Origin of the sequence: Dorea sp. BIOML-A1, assembly GCF_009875615.1 — a bacterium.
Classification (GTDB): Bacteria; Bacillota; Clostridia; order Lachnospirales; family Lachnospiraceae; genus Dorea_A; species Dorea_A amylophila.
On sequence record NZ_WWSA01000016.1, the window covers coordinates 34,832 to 52,181 of the forward strand.

Genomic DNA, 17,350 nt, shown 5'->3' on the forward strand with positions numbered 1-17,350 from the left:
TTTGTAACATACATAATATATGTTGACACACTATATTATACATCGTATAATATGTGTAACAAAATAATATTAAATCATAATGCGAAAAGGAGTGAGGGCATGGTTTTTAATACAGGTGCAGCTCTTCTGGATGCAATTGTGCTGGCGGTAGTATCACGGGAAGATGAAGGAACGTATGGATACAAGATTACGCAGGATGTAAGAAAAGCGATCGATGTGTCAGAATCTACATTGTATCCGGTACTTCGAAGGCTGCAGAAAGGGGAATATCTGGAAGTCTATGACAGGCAGTTTGATGGAAGAAACAGACGTTATTATAAAGTTACAGAAACCGGAAGAACCCAGCTTATCATGTACCGGAAAGAGTGGAAAGAATATTCCGGAAAGATTAATGAATTATTTGAGGGAGGGATATTAGAATGAATCGAATAGAGTTTATGGAAGAACTATCCGGACTTTTGCAGGATATTCCGGAAGAGGACAGAATGGATGCATTAAATTATTACAACGATTACTTTGATGATGCAGGAGCAGAGAATGAAAAGAATGTAATAGATGAACTGGAAAGTCCTGAAAAAGTGGCTGCAAAGATCAAGGCAGACAGAGAGGATCCGGAAGATGGAAAAGCCGGAATGCCGATGGAGCAGGACAATAAACCATGGACGAATAAATGGTTAAAAATGATTCTGATTGTGGCAATCATTTTGGTTGGATGCCCGGTTATCGTTCCTGTAGCAATCGGCCTGCTGGCAGCAATTGCAGGAATCCTCATTGCAGCATTTGCATTCTTTATCGCAATTGTAATAGGTTTTGCGGCAATTGTGATCGTGGCAATCGTTCTGACAGCAGCAGGTATTGGAAGTATGTTTGTGAATATAGGAGCCGGTCTTGCACTATTCGGAGCCGGTATGATACTGATTGCTGTTGGTGCGATCGGAACCGTGGCAGGGATAAGACTCTGTATCATTGTATTTCCGGGGATGATCAGAGGAATTGTATGGATTCTCAGAAAACCATTTCACAGGAAGGCGATGGCGTAAGATATGAAAAAAAGATGGAAAATATTTTGGATCGTATGTGGTATATGTTTCCTGGTTGGGATCATATGCTGTGGTGCAGCGTGGGGAATTGGAACAACACTGGATGATATTATGCATGGATTCCCGGAAGAAATGAAATGGGGATCAAAAGTTACAAAATATATCGTCACAGATAAGTGGGACCAGGATGATGATGACTGGGACAATGATGATTGGGATGATGATGACTGGGATGATGATGACCGGTATGATGAGCAGGATGACTGGGATGATGATGACGAAAGACGTGATAATATGAATGGTATAGCAAATATACTTGAAAACAACGGAAAGGCTTCATATAAAGATATCAATTCGATTAAGAGTAATGTTTATACAGGAAGTATCCATTTGAAAAAGGGGACGGATACGGATGTAATTACGGTAGAAAGCATAGATATTAATGAAAAACTGGGCTTTCGTGCATTTGAAAAAGATGGAATCTTATATTTGACTTCAAATAAAAAGATTAAAAAAAGTAATAACATTGGAAAAGGCACAATTACCGTGACGATCCCGGAAAACATGGCATTTAACGAAATAGAACTGAATATGAAAGCCGGAAAATTAAAAGCGGATCAGATCAGAACGAAAAATCTGGAGGTAAATGCCGGAGCAGGAGAAGTGAATATCCTTGAGTTTCAGGCAGAGGAGGCAGAATTTGTATGTGGTGCCGGATCCGTCACAGCATCAGGAGATGCCGGAAAGAAATTAGAAGCAGACTGTGGTGTGGGAGAACTTTTGCTGAATTTAAAAGGTGTAAAAGAAGATTATAATTACGATCTGGAATGTGGTATCGGAGAAATCAGATGTGCAGATGAGAGCTATTCTGGATTTGGAAAAGACTATACGATAGACAATCATGCGGCAAAAAATATGGAAATCGAATGTGGCATTGGACAGATTACTGTGAAATATATGAATCAGATGTAAAAAAGAAAGAGATACAGGAGGTAACAAAATGGATGGAAAAAGATTATACCGGTCAAAAAAAGACAGAATGATATGCGGTGTGTGTGGCGGAATTGCAAATTATTTTAATATTGATCCGACACTGGTAAGACTGGCATTTGTGTTGATTGCAATGGGAGCAGGTTCGGGGATTCTTGCATATATAATAGCGGCGATCATTATACCGGATGAAGATTAAAGCAGCAGAAATGTATAGGTAAAGGAAATCAGGGCATAATGAAAGAAAAACGAAAGGAATCAATCATTATGCCGGCAAAAAAGAAACATCCCGTCCGTTTGGAAGAACTTACTCCGGATGAAAAAGTAAAATATGAAATTGCTGAAGAACTTGGTCTGCTAGACAGAGTGATGCAGGACGGATGGAAATCGCTTACATCAAAAGAAACAGGAAAAATCGGCGGTCTGATTACGAAAAAGAAGCGTCAGACTGGAAACAATAAAAAAAATGACAAAAATATTACGAATGTTAATTAGTATGAATATTATGTAATAAAGGTTGAAAAGGAAATATCCATTTGCTATAATCGAACAACTGGTAAAAGAGTTAGCAGGTGAGGATATGAACGAGAAGATTAATGTTTTAGGTGTAAATATAGACAGTTTTACAGCGAAAGAAGCCATGAAGGAAACAATTGCATTTCTGGAATCTGAACCTGTGAGTGTGATAGATGTTGTATCGGTAGATGCGCTGATGCAGATGAACGATCTCCCGGAACTGAAAGAAAAGATGAATGAATTTGATATGATATTGCCGGGGGAAAAGCTAATCCTTGAAGCAGCGGAAGAACCGGAACTGCCGGAAGAGATTAATATGGAATTGTATCTGAAGATGTTTATGCGCTATCTGCATAAGAACCATAAAAGACTCTATCTGCTGGTAGAGTCAGAAGAAGAAGGGCAGGAGGCATTCCGGTATCTGCAGAAGGCATATAGTGGGGTTCAGTTAGTTGGGTTGGCGAAGGTATCTGCAGAAGGCAGAGCGGATGATATGTTGGTGAATGCGATCAACGGAAGTGAAGTGGATTGTGTCCTTTCGGCATTATCGGTTCCATTACAGGAAGATTTTATTGCAAAAAACAGAAATCTTCTGGATGCAAGAGTTTGGATCGGAGTTGGAAAGAAGATATTCTCGCCACGTAAGCCGGGATTCGGTCAGGGGAAAATTGCAAAGTATCTCTTGAATCACATTTTCAGACGTGAAATGGAAAAAAATAAGCTGAAAATGAAATCCTAAGAAAAATATAAGAAAGTTATTTCGTCACTATGTCTATGCAATAAATATGTACAAAATGTAAAAAAACTGAGGAAATCACCAAAAAAGTGTGATTTCCTCTTTATTTTTTTGGTTATATATATTAAGATAAGATTTGACGATATGTATTTTGTAGATTATTGTAGTGAATTTGTTGTGTAAAATGCATATTGAAAAGAGTGGAGGAGATGGAATATGATATCTAATCAAATACTTCAAAACACAATTGAAGGATTGAAAGGGATTACACGAATTGACTTTTGCGTGATGGACACAGACGGTAAATCTCTTGCAAGCACATTCTCAGAACAGGAGAACTACGTAGAGGAGGTACTTTCCTTTGTTGAATCCCCGGCAGACAGTCAGGTCGTGCAGGGATATCAGTTTTTTAAGATTTTTGATGAACATCAGCTGGAATACATACTTCTTGCCAATGGGGGAAGTGATGATGTTTACATGGTAGGCAAGATCGCGGCCTTTCAGATTCAGAATCTTCTTATCGCATATAAAGAAAGATTTGATAAGGACAATTTTGTTAAAAACCTGTTGCTGGATAATCTGCTGCTGGTAGATATTTACAACCGTGCTAAGAAATTACATATTGACACAGAAGTAAGACGTGTTATCTTTATTATTGAAACAAAGCATGAAAAAGATACGAATGCGCTCGACAACGTGAGAACACTTCTTGGTAACCGTACCAGGGATTTTGTGACAGCTGTTGATGAGAAGAATATTATCGTGGTAAAGGAACTGGAACCGAATGATGGCCATGCGGAACTGGAGAAGATTGCGGAGAATATGTATACGCTCCTGAAAGAAGATGGAGAAGAAGATATTCTGATAGCATACGGAACAGTTGTCGGTGATATCAAAGAAGTTTCAAAATCATATAAAGAAGCCAAATTAGCTCTTGATGTCGGTAAGATATTCTTCAGTGAACGCAGCGTTATTGCATACAGTGCTTTGGGAATTGGACGTCTGATCTATCAGCTGCCGATTCCACTTTGTAAGATGTTCATACGTGAGATTTTTGAGGGAAAATCGCCGGATGATTTTGATGAGGAGACATTGATAACGATCAATAAATTCTTTGAGAATAATCTGAACGTATCAGAAACATCCAGACAATTATATATACACCGTAATACACTGGTATACAGACTGGATAAACTGCAGAAGAGTACCGGTCTGGATCTGCGTGTGTTTGAAGACGCCATTACATTTAAAATCGCACTTATGGTAGTGAAGTATATGAAGTATATGGAGTCGCTGGAGTATTAATAATCAGGAGGAACTTATGATTGAACTAAGAGAAGTAACGAAAGAGTACTCAAAAGGGGTTGCAGCCCTGAATGGAATCAATCTGAAGATTGAACAGGGTGAATTTGTGTTTATCGTGGGAGACAGCGGATCTGGTAAGTCTACGTTGATTAAACTTATCATGAAAGAGCTGGAGCCTACATCTGGAACAATTATCGTAAATGGTAATAACTTAAGCCGTATGAAACATCGGAGAGTGCCGATGTACAGAAGAAATATCGGTGTTGTATTCCAGGATTTCCGTCTGTTAAAGGATCGCAATATCTATGAAAATATTGCGTTTGCACAGAGAGTAACAGAGACATCTACAAGAATTATTAAGAAAAAAGTACCGGCGGCATTGTCACTGGTAGGGCTTGCCCAAAAATACAAGGCATTTCCAAAGGAATTATCCGGTGGTGAGCAACAGAGAGTTGCAATCGCAAGAGCAATCGTGAATGAACCTGCAATTCTGCTTGCAGATGAGCCTACCGGTAACCTGGATCCGACAAATTCATGGGAGATTATGAAGCTGTTGGAAGAGGCAAATGACAGAGGAACTACGGTTCTGGTCGTTACGCATAACCAGGAAATCGTGAACGAAATGCAGAAGCGGGTTGTTACAATGAAAAAAGGTGTCATTGTAAGCGACGAGAAAAAAGGTGGGTACAAGCATGAGAATTAGTACAATAGGATATTCGATGAAACAAGGAGTTAAGAACATCCGCAGAAATAAGATGTTTTCCATTGCTTCGATTGCAACGATGGCGGCATGCATCTTCCTGTTTGGACTGTTCTATTCCATGGTAATGAACTTTAATTATATCGTGGAAAAAGCAGAAGAAGGTGTGGCGATCACAGTATTTTTCAACAAAGATACAACACAGGAGCAGAAAGATTCGATTGGTGCCCAGCTTAAGAAAGAGGACGGCGTACTGAAAGTGAATTATGTAAGTGCAGACGAAGCATGGAACAAGTTCAAAGGTCAGTACTTTGGAGAGTCCAGCGATCTGGCGGAAGGATTTAAGAGTGATAACCCGCTTGCAAATTCTGACAACTATGAAGTTTATCTTTCGGATGTGTCAAAGCAGGAGAGCGTTGTATCTTTTGCAAAATCACTGGAAGGCGTACGTAAAGTCAAGAAATCAGATGTGGTAGCAAAGACGTTGACGAGCGTGAATAAGCTGGTGGGCTATGTGTCCGTAGCAATTATTGCAATTCTGCTTGCAGTATCTGTTTTCCTGATCAGTAATACAGTTACTATGGGTATTACAGTAAGACGTGAAGAGATTGCGATCATGAAGTATATCGGCGCAAAAGACGGATTCGTCCGTGCTCCGTTTGTAATCGAAGGTCTGATCATTGGAGCTGTAGGAGCGGTTATTCCGCTGGTACTTCTGTACTTTATGTATGATAAAGTAATTACATATATTATGACAAAATTCAGCCTGCTGAATAACATTATAGAATTCCTTCCAGTAGCAAATGTTTACAGAACATTGCTTCCAATCGGAATCGCCTTAGGTGTGGGAATCGGTTTTGTTGGAAGTTTCTTTACAATCCGCAAGCATTTGAAGGTATAATGTTTCTGATCCGGAAAGGAACGACATATGATAAATAGAAAGAAGATGATAAGTCTTCTGCTGACAATGGCATTTACATGTGGAATGTTCATGCCGGCGTATGCAACTGAGATAGATGATACAAAGAAAAAAGCAGAAGAGCTGGAGAACAAGAAAAAAACTGCCGAGAGTGAGAAGACATCTCTTGCCAATCAACTGAGTAATCTGGTAAATGAGATGGAAAAGACAAAGAAAAAAATCTCGGATAAGGAAAGTGAAATCTCGAATAAAGAAGACGAGCTGATTCTTGCAAAAGCAAAAGAAAATGACCAGTATGAAAGCATGAAAAAGAGAATCCGTTTTATGTATGAGAACGGAAATACCGGATTTATTGAAATCTTATGCTCTTCTAAATCAATCGGAGAATTTCTGAATAATGCAGAATATATCAGTACGATATCTGGTTATGACAGAAATATGCTGGTGGAGTTTCAGAAGGTTGTAACAGATGTGGAGAATCAGGAAGCAGAGCTTCAGAAAGAATACAAACAACTGCAGACAATGCAGGATGATCTGATCGCAAAACAGGATAATGTCAATCAGCTGCTGACGAGCAAACAAAGCGAGATACAGAAGCTGGACAGTGAACTTGGCGATACAAAGAATAAGCTGGCTCAGTTAGAAGCAGCGGCAGCGGCAGCTGAGAAAAAACAAAAAGAGGCAGCCGAAGCAGCGGCAGCAGCGAAAAAAGTGCAGGCAGCAGCGGCATCTAAGAATACAGGTTCATCTTCAAGTTCTGCCGGTTCGCCGGTTGTATCAGGGAATGGAACATTTACCCATCCTTGTCCGGCCGGGTATATCTCAAGTACATTTGGCTATAGAACACAGCCGATTGCAGGAGCAAGTACGAATCATAAAGGAATTGATTTTGCCGCTGCAACAGGAACACCAATCTATGCAGCGACAGCGGGAACTGTAATTTCAGCAGGATATGCAGGGAATGCAGGAAATCTGCTGGTAATCAATCATGGTAATGGTCTGCTGACATATTATATGCATTGCAGTAAGATTTATGTAAGTGCAGGGCAGAAAGTCAGCAAAGGACAGAATGTTGCGGCAGTGGGAACAACCGGTAATTCAACCGGACCGCATCTTCATTTTCAGGTAATGTTGAATGGAACACCGGTCAATCCGGCAAACTATCTGTAATAAAAGACAGATCATAGTAAGAGGCAGATAAATGAAAAACAGAAAAAGTTTTTTGAAAGGGGCGCTTTGTGGCGCCCTTGCTATGTTATTGGCAGCGGGACTTGTGTCCTGCGGATTAAAAGTAAATAGTGGAAGCAGTGATATCACATCAAAAACAGAGGATAAGATATCGGAATTACAGAACCTGGTCAAGAAGCATTATATGGGGGACGTAAAAGAGAAGAATCTGGAAGATGGAATCTATAAAGGTTATATCAATGGTCTGAATGATCCATACTCGGTATATTACAACAAGAAAGAGACGAAAGAATTATATGAATCGACCGGTGGGGAATATTCCGGAATCGGTGCTGTGATGTCTCAGAACACGGAGACAGGAGTGATTACTCTGGTTCAGATATATAAGGATTCTCCGGCTGAAAAAGCTGGACTTAAGGACAATGATATCCTATATAAGGTAGAAGGAAAAGAAGTAACAGGAAAAGATCTTTCGAAAGTTGTAAGTAAAATAAAAGGCGAAAAAGGAACAACAGTAGAACTTACCGTATTAAGAGGAGAAAATGCGAAGGAGGTAACTGTGACTGCTACAAGAGACACTGTGCAGGCACAGACGATAGAGTATAAGCTGATGGATGACAAGATCGGTTATATCAGAGTGTCTGAATTCGATACGGTAACCTATGATCAGTACGAAGAAGCACTGGATGATCTTGAGAAGCAGGGAATGACAGGATTAGTGGTGGATCTGCGTAATAATCCGGGAGGTTCACTTAGTACGGTATGTGATATGCTGGATCTGATGCTGCCAAAGGGACTGATCGTCTATACAGAAGACAAAGATGGCAAAAAGACAGAGATGAAATCTGATGAAGAGCATCAGTTTACCAAGCCGCTGGCAGTTCTGGTAAATGGTAACAGTGCCAGTGCATCAGAAATCTACTCCGGTGCAATCCAGGATTATGGAATCGGTAAGATTGTAGGAACCCAGACATATGGAAAGGGTGTTGTACAGCAGATTTTTGATCTGGATGACGGAACAGCTGTAAAACTTACGATTGCAGAGTATTTTACTCCAAAGGGAAGAAGCATTAATGGAAAAGGAATTACACCGGATGTAAAAATCAAGTACCAGAGCGATGAAGAAAATCCGGATGCAGATAACCAGCTTGAAAAAGCAGTAGAGACAGTAAAGGCACAGATGAAGTAATGGTGTGCCGGCAATGACATGGCAGAAGAAGAGTTTGGAAGGGAATGCAGTTAGGCATTCCCTTTTAGTATGCCTTATGGTAAAATATAAATAATGTAAAATTAAGATGATACATGTAAAATAGGAGGAAAAGACATTGATTAATCAGTTAGTAGCCAACATAAAGAAGACAGGAGCACCGATCGTAGTAGGTTTGGATCCAATGTTAAACTACATTCCGGAACAGGTTCAGCAGAAAGCGTTTGCAGAGTATGGTGAGACACTGGAAGGTGCCGCTGAAGCAATCTGGCAGTTCAATAAAGAAATCGTAGATAAGACGTATGATCTGATCCCTGCAGTAAAACCACAGATCGCGATGTATGAACAATTCGGTCTTCCGGGACTTGCGGCATTTAAGAAGACGGTAGATTACTGTAAGGAAAAAGGACTGGTTGTCATCGGAGATATAAAAAGAGGAGATATTGGTTCTACATCTGCAGCTTATGCGGTTGGTCATATTGGAAAAGTGAAAGTAGGAAGCAAGACATATGCACCATTTGACGAAGACTTTGTAACAGTCAATCCATACCTTGGTTCAGACGGAGTCAATCCATTCCTGGATGTATGCAAAGAAGAAAAGAAGGGAATCTTTGTCCTTGTTAAGACTTCCAATCCATCCAGCGGAGAATTCCAGGATCAGAAGATCGATGGGCGTCCGCTGTATGAACTGGTCGGAGAGAAAGTGGCTACATGGGGATCAGAAGTCATGGGTGATGAGTACAGTTATGTAGGAGCAGTAGTTGGAGCAACTTATCCGGAGATGGGAAAAGTACTTAGAAAAGTAATGCCGAAGGCATATATCCTGGTTCCTGGTTACGGTGCACAGGGGGGAAAAGGAAAAGATCTGGTACACTTCTTTAATGAGGATGGACTTGGAGCAATCGTGAACTCTTCAAGAGGAATCATTGCGGCATACAAGCAGGAGCAGTATGCAAAGTTTGGAGCTGAGAACTTTGGTGATGCATCCAGAGCAGCAGTTGAGACTATGGTAGCAGACATCAAAGGAGCACTTGAGAACAGATAAGGTCTGATCTGACAAAAAAGACAGATAAAAAACGTATGACAGAGTAATCTTAACAGGAGATAAAGGAAGATGGAGAAAAAGAAAGAACAGGCGAAAGTTCTGTCACAGGAGATGCTGGCAGACGGGATCTACAGTCTGTGGATTGAGACAGAAGCAGCACGGACTGCCAGACCGGGACAGTTTGTATCTGTATACACGGCAGATGCAAGCAAATTACTTCCGCGTCCGATCAGTATCTGTGAAATTGATAAAGAGGGAAAAAAATTAAGACTGGTATACCGTGTAACCGGAGAAAAGACCGGAACAAAACAGTTCTCGGAATTAAAGGCAGGAGATACTGTGCCGGTGATCGGACCTCTGGGAAATGGATTTCCATATGAGAAAGCAGAAGGAAAGAAAGTATTCCTGATGGGTGGAGGAATCGGTGTTCCGCCAATCCTGGAACTTGCCAAACAGATGCAGTGCGAAGAAAAGCAGATTGTTGTCGGCTACAGAGATGCACATACATTCCTGAAAGACGAATTTGAACAGAACGGGACCTTATATATTTCCACAGAAGACGGAAGTGTAGGAACAAAAGGGAATGTCATGGATGCTATCCGTGAGCAGAATCTGGATGCAGATATGATATTTGCATGCGGACCGACACCAATGCTGCGGGCGATCAAGACTTATGCAGAAGAGAAGGGGATCGAATGCTATATTTCTCTGGAAGAGAGAATGGCATGCGGAATCGGAGCCTGTCTGGCATGTGTCTGCAAGACAAAGGAAAAAGATGCACACAGCAACGTGAATAACAAGAGAATCTGTAAAGACGGACCAGTATTCTTATCTACGGAGGTGGATTTATAATGGATATGAAAGTAAATATTGCCGGCGTAGAGTGGAAGAATCCGGTTACAGTGGCTTCCGGTACATTTGGTTCGGGAGAAGAATTCGGTGAGTTTGTCGATCTGAACCGTCTCGGAGCGGTGACGACCAAGGGAGTCGCAAATGTCCCGTGGCCGGGTAATCCGACACCACGTGTAGCTGAAGTTTACGGCGGGATGATGAATGCGATCGGACTTCAGAATCCGGGAATCGATCTGTTCTGCAAAAGAGATATTCCGTTTCTGAAGAAATATGATACAAAGATCATTGTGAATGTCTGTGGGCATGCGCCGGAGGAATATCTTGCGGTTGTTGAGCGGCTGGCGGATGAGCCGATCGATATGATGGAGATCAATATTTCGTGCCCGAATGTCAATGCGGGATTTCTTGCATTTGGACAGGACGCAAAGCATGTAGAAGAACTGACGGCTCAGATCAAAAAGATCGCAAAACAGCCGATCATCATGAAACTGACACCAAATGTTACGGATATTACAGAGATCGCAAAGGCAGCAGAAGCCGGTGGTGCAGATGCATTGTCTCTGATCAATACCCTGACGGGAATGAAGATTGATATCAACCGCAGAACATTTGCGGTAGCTAATAAGACCGGCGGCGTATCGGGACCGGTTGTACATCCAATCGCAGTCCGTATGGTATACCAGACGGCGCAGGCGGTCAATATTCCGATTATCGGAATGGGAGGAATTGCTACACCGGAAGATGCAATCGAGATGATCCTCGCAGGAGCATCCGCAGTATCTGTGGGAACCGCGAATTTCTATAATCCAAATGCAACAATAGAGATCATTGACGGAATCGAAGCATATATGAAGAAAAATGGATTTGAATCCGTGAAAGATATGGTTGGTATTGTAAAATAATGATAAAGAGACACTGCTATCGGCAATGTCTCTTTTTTCTTGGAAATATGTAAGGAAAATATAAGAAAAACCGTGAACGGTAAAAATACGGGTGCCTGTATGGCAAATGCTATAATAAAAACATGACTGGCAGTCAGTTTTTTGAGTAGATTTTCAGAAATGTTTTTGTTATACTGATATGTATATGACGATACCAAAGGAGGATGTGTGGATGAAGAAATCATTTCAGATTTTCAAAAGAGATCTCGGCCGGTTATTCCGTAACCGTGCGGCGGTACTGATCCTGGTTGGAATCAGTGTACTGCCGTCTCTTTATGCATGGTTTAATATCGCTGCCAATATGGACCCGTACGGGAATACCAAAGGAATTCAGGTAGCGATTGCCAATGAGGATAAAGGTGCCGACAGTGAGCAGATGTCACTGGACGCAGGACAAAATATTGTAGACAATCTGAAGAAAAATGACCAGCTTGGCTGGAAGTTTGTAGATGCAAAAGAAGCAAAAAAGGGAGTAAGATCCGGAAAATATTATGCGGCGATCGTGATACCGGATAATTTCAGCGAATCGCTTCTGAGCATTTTATCGGGAGATATCAAACAGCCGGAGCTGGATTATTATATTAATGAAAAGAAAAATGCGATCGCCCCGAAGATCACAGATACAGGTGCAGGCACGATCCAGCAGGAGATCAATGACACCTTTTCTTCGGTGGCGGCAGAATCCATTTCAAAGCTGCTGAGTGAAAAAGTAGGAGATATCGCAGGAAGAGTGACAGAGGGAAATTCGAGTCTGATCCGGGCGGTTGCCGAGACAAGGAAGAATCTGGAAGAATATAACAAAGTGCTGGAAAATTTTCAGAAAACGGTGGATAAGTCAGATGAAGTGATCCAGAATGCGGTGAAAACACTGGATCAGGTCAATGCATCGGCAAAATCGGGAGTGCAGACACTTTCAGATAGCGGAACGGTACTTTCAGACACAAGAACAGCAGTAGGAATATTTTCGACACAGTTCTCGGATAGTATGTCGAACGGCGAGACGCTTCTGAATAATACCTATGTGTCTGCATCGGCAAAACTGGGCATATTCGAGACGAAGGCAGGACAAGCTCTGACAGCAGTAGACGGAAGCCTGACAACAGCATCCACTCTCCTTACCAGGAATCAGGAATTACTGAGTCAGTTAAAAGCGCTGAATGAACAGATTCAGGGAAATACAGAATTATCACAGCAGTTTTCGGCATTGATCGCACAAAAGATTTCCGAATTGGAGAGCCAGAATGCGTCCCTTCAGGGGCTGGTGGCTTCATTGAAGAATGGCAATAAAGGAATTCAGAATGCAGTGACAACAGTGCAGAGTACGCGGACATCTCTGGAAAAGCTTGCAAAAGACAGCAAGGAAAGTCTGCAGGATTACCGCAGTAATTTTGCACAGACATTAATGCCGCAATTGAACCAGTCACTGGACAGTCTGGCTTCATTAAGCGGAAGCCTGGCCTCAACACTGGATGGTGTAGAACCAACGGTTGAACAGATGAAGAGTATCCTGAATCAGCTCAACAGCAGCTTGAAAGACAGTGCCTCGGCACTGGGACAGACAAAAGAGGTGCTGAAGCGGGTAGATGAATCACTGGCTTCGGTTCAGGACGATCTGGGAGCACTGCAAAGTTCACAGATGTATCAGAAACTGACCTCTCTGGAGGGGATTGATGCGGATTCCATTGCCGGTTTTATGTCTTCGCCGGTAAGTGTTCAGTCGAAAGTATTGTATGATGTGGAAAATTATGGATCCGGTATGACACCGTTTTATACCAATCTGGCATTGTGGGTAGGCGGACTGATCCTGGTATCCATTCTGAAACAGGAAGTGGATAGAGACGGGAAGATTCACAGATTTACGGCATCACAGGCTTATTTTGGCAGATGGATGTTATTCATGGCGGTAGGCCTGGTACAGGGTCTGATCGTGTGTCTGGGCGATATTGTACTTCTGAAAGTACAATGCGTACACCCGGTCGCATTCGTATGTGTAGGCATCTTCTGTTCCTTTATCTATGTAAATCTGATCTATGCGCTGGCGCTTACATTCAAGCATATTGGAAAAGCACTGGGAGTTGTACTGGTTATTTTACAGATCCCGGGATCGGCAGGAACATATCCGATCGAGATGACACCTGCATTTTTCCAGAAACTTCATCCGCTGCTTCCTTTCACATATGGAATCAGTGCAATGCGTGAATGCATTGCCGGTATGTATGGAGCGAATATCTGGAAATATCTGGGAATACTGGCAATCTTCTTCCCGATATCGATTTTCATCGGTCTGGTACTTCGTCCGCTGCTTATGAATCTGAATCATTTGTTCGATAAGCGGCTGTCAGAGACAGAACTGATGCTGGGAGAGACGGAAACAGCAGAGCGGAAACGGCCGGAACTGACCATGATGATGAAGACGTTAATGGAAGATGATGAGTGGAAACAGGAATTCCTGGAAAGATCAGAAAAATTCGAGAAGCGTTATCCGAAGATGATCCGCTTTGGATTCCTTGGAATGATCATTATCCCGCTCATTTTCCTGATACTGATGTTCAGCCTGGAATCCAAACTGGTATTTCTGGTGTTATGGATCGTATCGCTGATCGCGCTTGCACTGTATCTGATCTGTGTAGAATATATACACGATAAGATGTTAAAACAGCTTGCTGCCACAGGAATGACAACAGAAGATCTGATACGGGGAATAAAGGAGGAAAAAGGCGTATGAGAAATATATGGGAAATTTTCCGGAGGGATATAAAACGGATTAAAAATAATGTGATCGCTATGATCGTCATTATGGGGATCACCGTTGTTCCCTGCCTTTATGCCTGGTTTAATATTGCAGCAAGCTGGGATCCATATAAAAATACAGGAAACTTAAAAGTTGCGGTGGCAAGCGTGGATAAGGGGTATGAAGGCAGTCTGATTCCGCTCGAACTGAATATGGGAGATCAGGTGCTGACATCGCTTCGCAGTAATTCGCAGCTTGACTGGGTATTTACCAGCAAGAAAAAAGCAGTATCCGGAGTAAAATCCGGAAAATACTATGCGGCGATCGTGATACCGGAAAACTTCAGTACAGATATGATGAGTCTGTTCTCTGAAAATATCAGTAAACCAAGTATCACATACTATTCGAATGCAAAAGAAAATGCGATCGCACCGAAGGTTACAGATAAAGGAGCAAGCGCGATCCAGAGACAGGTCAATGAAGTATTTATTGAAACGATCAGTGATACGGTTATTACTTCTTTCAAAGCAGTTACCAATGTGGCAGATCAGAATGGAGTAGAATCCATTGCAGGGAATCTGGCAAATAATCTGGACCAGATCGGTTCGGACCTGAATGTGGCATCTGCGACATTAAGTTCTTTTGCGGGAATGACGACATCTGCACAGCAGCTTCTGGATACGACAGGCACATTTCTGAAAGAGACACAGAACCGTTCGGATAAGACAACAGATGCCTTGAAGACAACGAAGAAATCATTCAATGGGATTGAAGGAACGATCAGCGGTGCAACGGATGGCGTAAATGAGGCACTGAATTCCGGGAAGGAATTTTATTCACAGATGTCCGGGATCATTGATTCCGCATTTGCATCCAATTCACAGAGTGCGGCAGATGTAGCGGCGACATTGAACACTCTGGCATCCAGCGTGGAAAAGGTAACAGCCGCCTATCAGTCACTGCAGAATTCGGTAGATGATATGGCAGATAAAGTGAGCGGAATTGGCAATACGAAACTGAATGCATTGCTCGGCAACATTTCAGGGAAGCTCGGTGAGACAATCGCAACACAGACAGAGCTTAAGAATCAGTTACAGAGCACGGCATCCTCTCTGACAGATGCATCCGGCACAGCAATCCAGAATAAAGCAGAGCTGGATAAACTGGTAAAAGAAAGTGCGGACAGTCTTGCAAATGTGAAATCCGACTATGAAAAGAATGTAAAAAACAGTTTGGATAAGCTTTCCAAATCCATGGGAGATACCAGCAGCAGTCTGGGCAGTCTGATGGATCAGCTGGATGCAAGTGTGGACGGAGTCTATGATCTGTCATCTTCGGCTTCCGCAGATCTGACACAGATCAATAAGGCACTGGATCATTCCTGCAAGCTGTTGGATAAAGCATCCGGAAAGATCAGTGAGACAACAGGAAAGATCCGTCAGATGCAGTCGGGCGGAGACTTTTCTCAATTGGAAGAACTGATCTCCGGGGATTCCAGTGTGATCGGAGAGTTCCTGGCAGCACCGGTAAGTCTGAAGACGAATCAGGTCTATAAGATTGAAAATTATGGTTCTTCGATGGCACCGTTCTATTCCACCTTGTCGATCTGGATCGGCGGAATCGTACTGGTTGCCATGTTAAAGACAGGTGTTTCGACAAAATGTACCGAAGGTCTGAAGAAAGTAAAACCACATCAGGAATACCTGGGCCGTTATCTTCTCTTCATGATCGTCGGTCTGCTGCAGAGCACTCTGATCTGTCTGGGAGATCTGTTATATCTGGGCATCCAGTGTAAGCATCCGTTCTTGTTTATGCTGGCAGGATGGTTCTCGAGCATCGTATATGTGAATATCATTTATACACTGACGGTGTCATTCGGAGATATCGGAAAAGCAGTCAGTGTTGTACTTCTGGTCATGCAGGTGGCAGGTTCCGGAGGAACATTCCCGATTGAAGTGGCACCGGCGTTTTTCAAAGCAGTATATCCGTTACTGCCATTTGTTCATAGTATGGCGGCATTCAGGGAGACGATTGGCGGAATGTATGGTATGACATACTGGACGGAACTTGGGAAGCTGGGAATCTTCCTGCTTTTGTCATTGATTCTAGGACTGCTTCTGCGCAAACCGGTAATCCGGATGAACGAGGCATTTGCAGAAAAGCTGGAAGAGACAAAGATTATGTAATGATTACGTGTATATACTGTTCTTTTTTTCTGACGTGAATTGAAAAACTGATTTTCTTATGATAGAATTAAATGGAATTATTATGCAATAAATAAGACGCACAGAGTCTGAAATATATGGAGGGAATCAAAATGGAAAGTTATAAACAGGAGTTTATTGAATTTATGGTAGAGAGCGATGTGCTCAAGTTTGGAGAATTTACATTAAAGAGCGGAAGAAAATCACCGTTCTTTATGAATGCCGGAGCTTATGTAACAGGATCACAGCTGAAAAAATTAGGTCAGTATTATGCGAAGGCAATCCATGATACCTATGGAGATGATTTCGATGTGTTGTTCGGACCTGCATACAAGGGAATCCCGCTTGGAGTGGTCACGGCAATTGCTTACAGTGATCTTTACGGAAAAGAAGTACGCTATTGTTCTGACCGTAAAGAAGAAAAAGATCATGGTGCCGATAAAGGAAGCTTTCTCGGAAGCAAGTTAAAAGACGGAGACCGTGTGATCATGATCGAAGATGTGACAACATCAGGAAAGTCTATGGAAGAGACCGTACCAAAAGTAAAAGGTGCCGCAGATGTAACAATCGTAGGTCTGATGGTATCCCTGAACCGTATGGAAGTAGGAAAAGGCGGCGAGAAATGTGCATTGGATGAGATCAAAGATCTGTATGGATTCGATACAGCTGCGATCGTAACAATGGAAGAAGTTGTAGAGTGCCTGTATAACAAAGAATGTGACGGGAAAGTTGTGATCGATGATACATTAAAAGAAGCAATCGATGCATATTATGAACAGTACGGAGCAAAATAGAAAACGGGGGATCAGGATATGAATGAAAAAGCATATAAAGCAATGGGGCTAGCCGGTGCAGCAGGGATTGCGGTAGGAATTGTAGTTACGGTAGTAGGAATCGCCGCAGGTGTGATCTCCATTATAAGCGGTGCCCGTTTACTGAAAGAAAAGAAAGGAATCTTATTCTAATACCGAAGAGA

The 17,350-nt window shown here is 42.2% G+C and carries 18 protein-coding genes; all 18 read left to right on the plus strand.

Features of this window, described 5'->3' with window-relative positions; all coding sequences use genetic code 11:
* Window positions 1-99: 99 nt before the first annotated feature.
* Window positions 100-423 carry a PadR family transcriptional regulator gene (locus tag GT508_RS07925; protein WP_118224519.1) on the plus strand — a complete coding sequence of 108 codons (324 nt, stop codon included), beginning with the start codon at window positions 100-102 and terminating at the stop codon, window positions 421-423.
* Window positions 420-1,040 carry a DUF1700 domain-containing protein gene (locus tag GT508_RS07930; protein WP_161143972.1) on the plus strand — a complete coding sequence of 207 codons (621 nt, stop codon included), beginning with the start codon at window positions 420-422 and terminating at the stop codon, window positions 1,038-1,040. The genes GT508_RS07925 and GT508_RS07930 overlap by 4 nt, the downstream gene beginning before the upstream one ends.
* A gap of 3 nt (window positions 1,041-1,043) precedes the next feature.
* The gene (locus GT508_RS07935) at window positions 1,044-2,012 is read left to right on the plus strand and encodes a DUF4097 family beta strand repeat-containing protein (protein WP_161143973.1); all 969 of its coding nucleotides are present in this window, start codon (window positions 1,044-1,046) and stop codon (window positions 2,010-2,012) included.
* A gap of 28 nt (window positions 2,013-2,040) precedes the next feature.
* Window positions 2,041-2,229 (plus strand): PspC domain-containing protein, encoded by a 189-nt coding sequence (locus GT508_RS07940; RefSeq protein WP_028086903.1) that lies wholly within the window; start codon window positions 2,041-2,043, stop codon window positions 2,227-2,229.
* Window positions 2,230-2,267: 38 nt separating this feature from the next.
* Window positions 2,268-2,525 (plus strand): small, acid-soluble spore protein, alpha/beta type, encoded by a 258-nt coding sequence (locus tag GT508_RS07945; protein ID WP_330420094.1) that lies wholly within the window; start codon window positions 2,268-2,270, stop codon window positions 2,523-2,525.
* Between the two features lie 85 nt (window positions 2,526-2,610).
* Window positions 2,611-3,285 (plus strand): WecB/TagA/CpsF family glycosyltransferase, encoded by a 675-nt coding sequence (locus GT508_RS07950; protein WP_138375901.1) that lies wholly within the window; start codon window positions 2,611-2,613, stop codon window positions 3,283-3,285.
* Between the two features lie 213 nt (window positions 3,286-3,498).
* Window positions 3,499-4,587, plus strand: coding sequence for a PucR family transcriptional regulator (locus GT508_RS07955; protein WP_055284660.1), 1,089 nt, complete (start codon window positions 3,499-3,501; stop codon window positions 4,585-4,587).
* A gap of 16 nt (window positions 4,588-4,603) precedes the next feature.
* Window positions 4,604-5,290, plus strand: a complete 687-nt coding sequence (gene ftsE, locus GT508_RS07960) for a cell division ATP-binding protein FtsE (protein WP_028086906.1) — start codon at window positions 4,604-4,606, stop codon at window positions 5,288-5,290.
* Window positions 5,280-6,188, plus strand: a complete 909-nt coding sequence (ftsX, locus tag GT508_RS07965; protein WP_161143974.1) for a permease-like cell division protein FtsX — start codon at window positions 5,280-5,282, stop codon at window positions 6,186-6,188. The genes ftsE and ftsX overlap by 11 nt, the downstream gene beginning before the upstream one ends.
* Before the next feature lie 27 nt (window positions 6,189-6,215).
* The gene (locus GT508_RS07970) at window positions 6,216-7,376 is read left to right on the plus strand and encodes a murein hydrolase activator EnvC family protein (RefSeq protein WP_161143975.1); all 1,161 of its coding nucleotides are present in this window, start codon (window positions 6,216-6,218) and stop codon (window positions 7,374-7,376) included.
* Between the two features lie 31 nt (window positions 7,377-7,407).
* Window positions 7,408-8,583 (plus strand): S41 family peptidase, encoded by a 1,176-nt coding sequence (locus tag GT508_RS07975; RefSeq protein ID WP_117598430.1) that lies wholly within the window; start codon window positions 7,408-7,410, stop codon window positions 8,581-8,583.
* 136 nt (window positions 8,584-8,719) lie between these two features.
* Window positions 8,720-9,646, plus strand: coding sequence for an orotidine-5'-phosphate decarboxylase (gene pyrF, locus GT508_RS07980; RefSeq protein WP_161143976.1), 927 nt, complete (start codon window positions 8,720-8,722; stop codon window positions 9,644-9,646).
* A 69-nt stretch (window positions 9,647-9,715) separates the two neighbouring features.
* Window positions 9,716-10,498 (plus strand): dihydroorotate dehydrogenase electron transfer subunit, encoded by a 783-nt coding sequence (locus GT508_RS07985; protein WP_118378430.1) that lies wholly within the window; start codon window positions 9,716-9,718, stop codon window positions 10,496-10,498.
* A complete protein-coding gene (locus GT508_RS07990) occupies window positions 10,498-11,400 on the plus strand; it encodes a dihydroorotate dehydrogenase (protein ID WP_028086912.1) in 903 nt (300 codons plus the stop codon). Before GT508_RS07985 ends, GT508_RS07990 begins: the two co-directional genes overlap by 1 nt.
* 211 nt (window positions 11,401-11,611) lie before the next feature.
* Entirely contained in the window at window positions 11,612-14,164 is a 2,553-nt protein-coding gene (locus tag GT508_RS07995; RefSeq protein WP_161143977.1) for a YhgE/Pip domain-containing protein, read from the plus strand.
* Complete coding sequence (locus tag GT508_RS08000; protein ID WP_161143978.1) at window positions 14,161-16,356, plus strand: YhgE/Pip domain-containing protein; 2,196 nt, start codon at window positions 14,161-14,163, stop codon at window positions 16,354-16,356. The genes GT508_RS07995 and GT508_RS08000 overlap by 4 nt, the downstream gene beginning before the upstream one ends.
* 131 nt (window positions 16,357-16,487) lie before the next feature.
* On the plus strand, window positions 16,488-17,168 hold the full coding sequence (gene pyrE / locus GT508_RS08005) for an orotate phosphoribosyltransferase (RefSeq protein WP_028086915.1): 681 nt from the start codon (window positions 16,488-16,490) through the stop codon (window positions 17,166-17,168).
* An 18-nt stretch (window positions 17,169-17,186) separates the two neighbouring features.
* The gene (locus GT508_RS14430) at window positions 17,187-17,339 is read left to right on the plus strand and encodes a hypothetical protein (protein WP_006427999.1); all 153 of its coding nucleotides are present in this window, start codon (window positions 17,187-17,189) and stop codon (window positions 17,337-17,339) included.
* The last annotated feature ends 11 nt before the right edge of the window (window positions 17,340-17,350 follow it).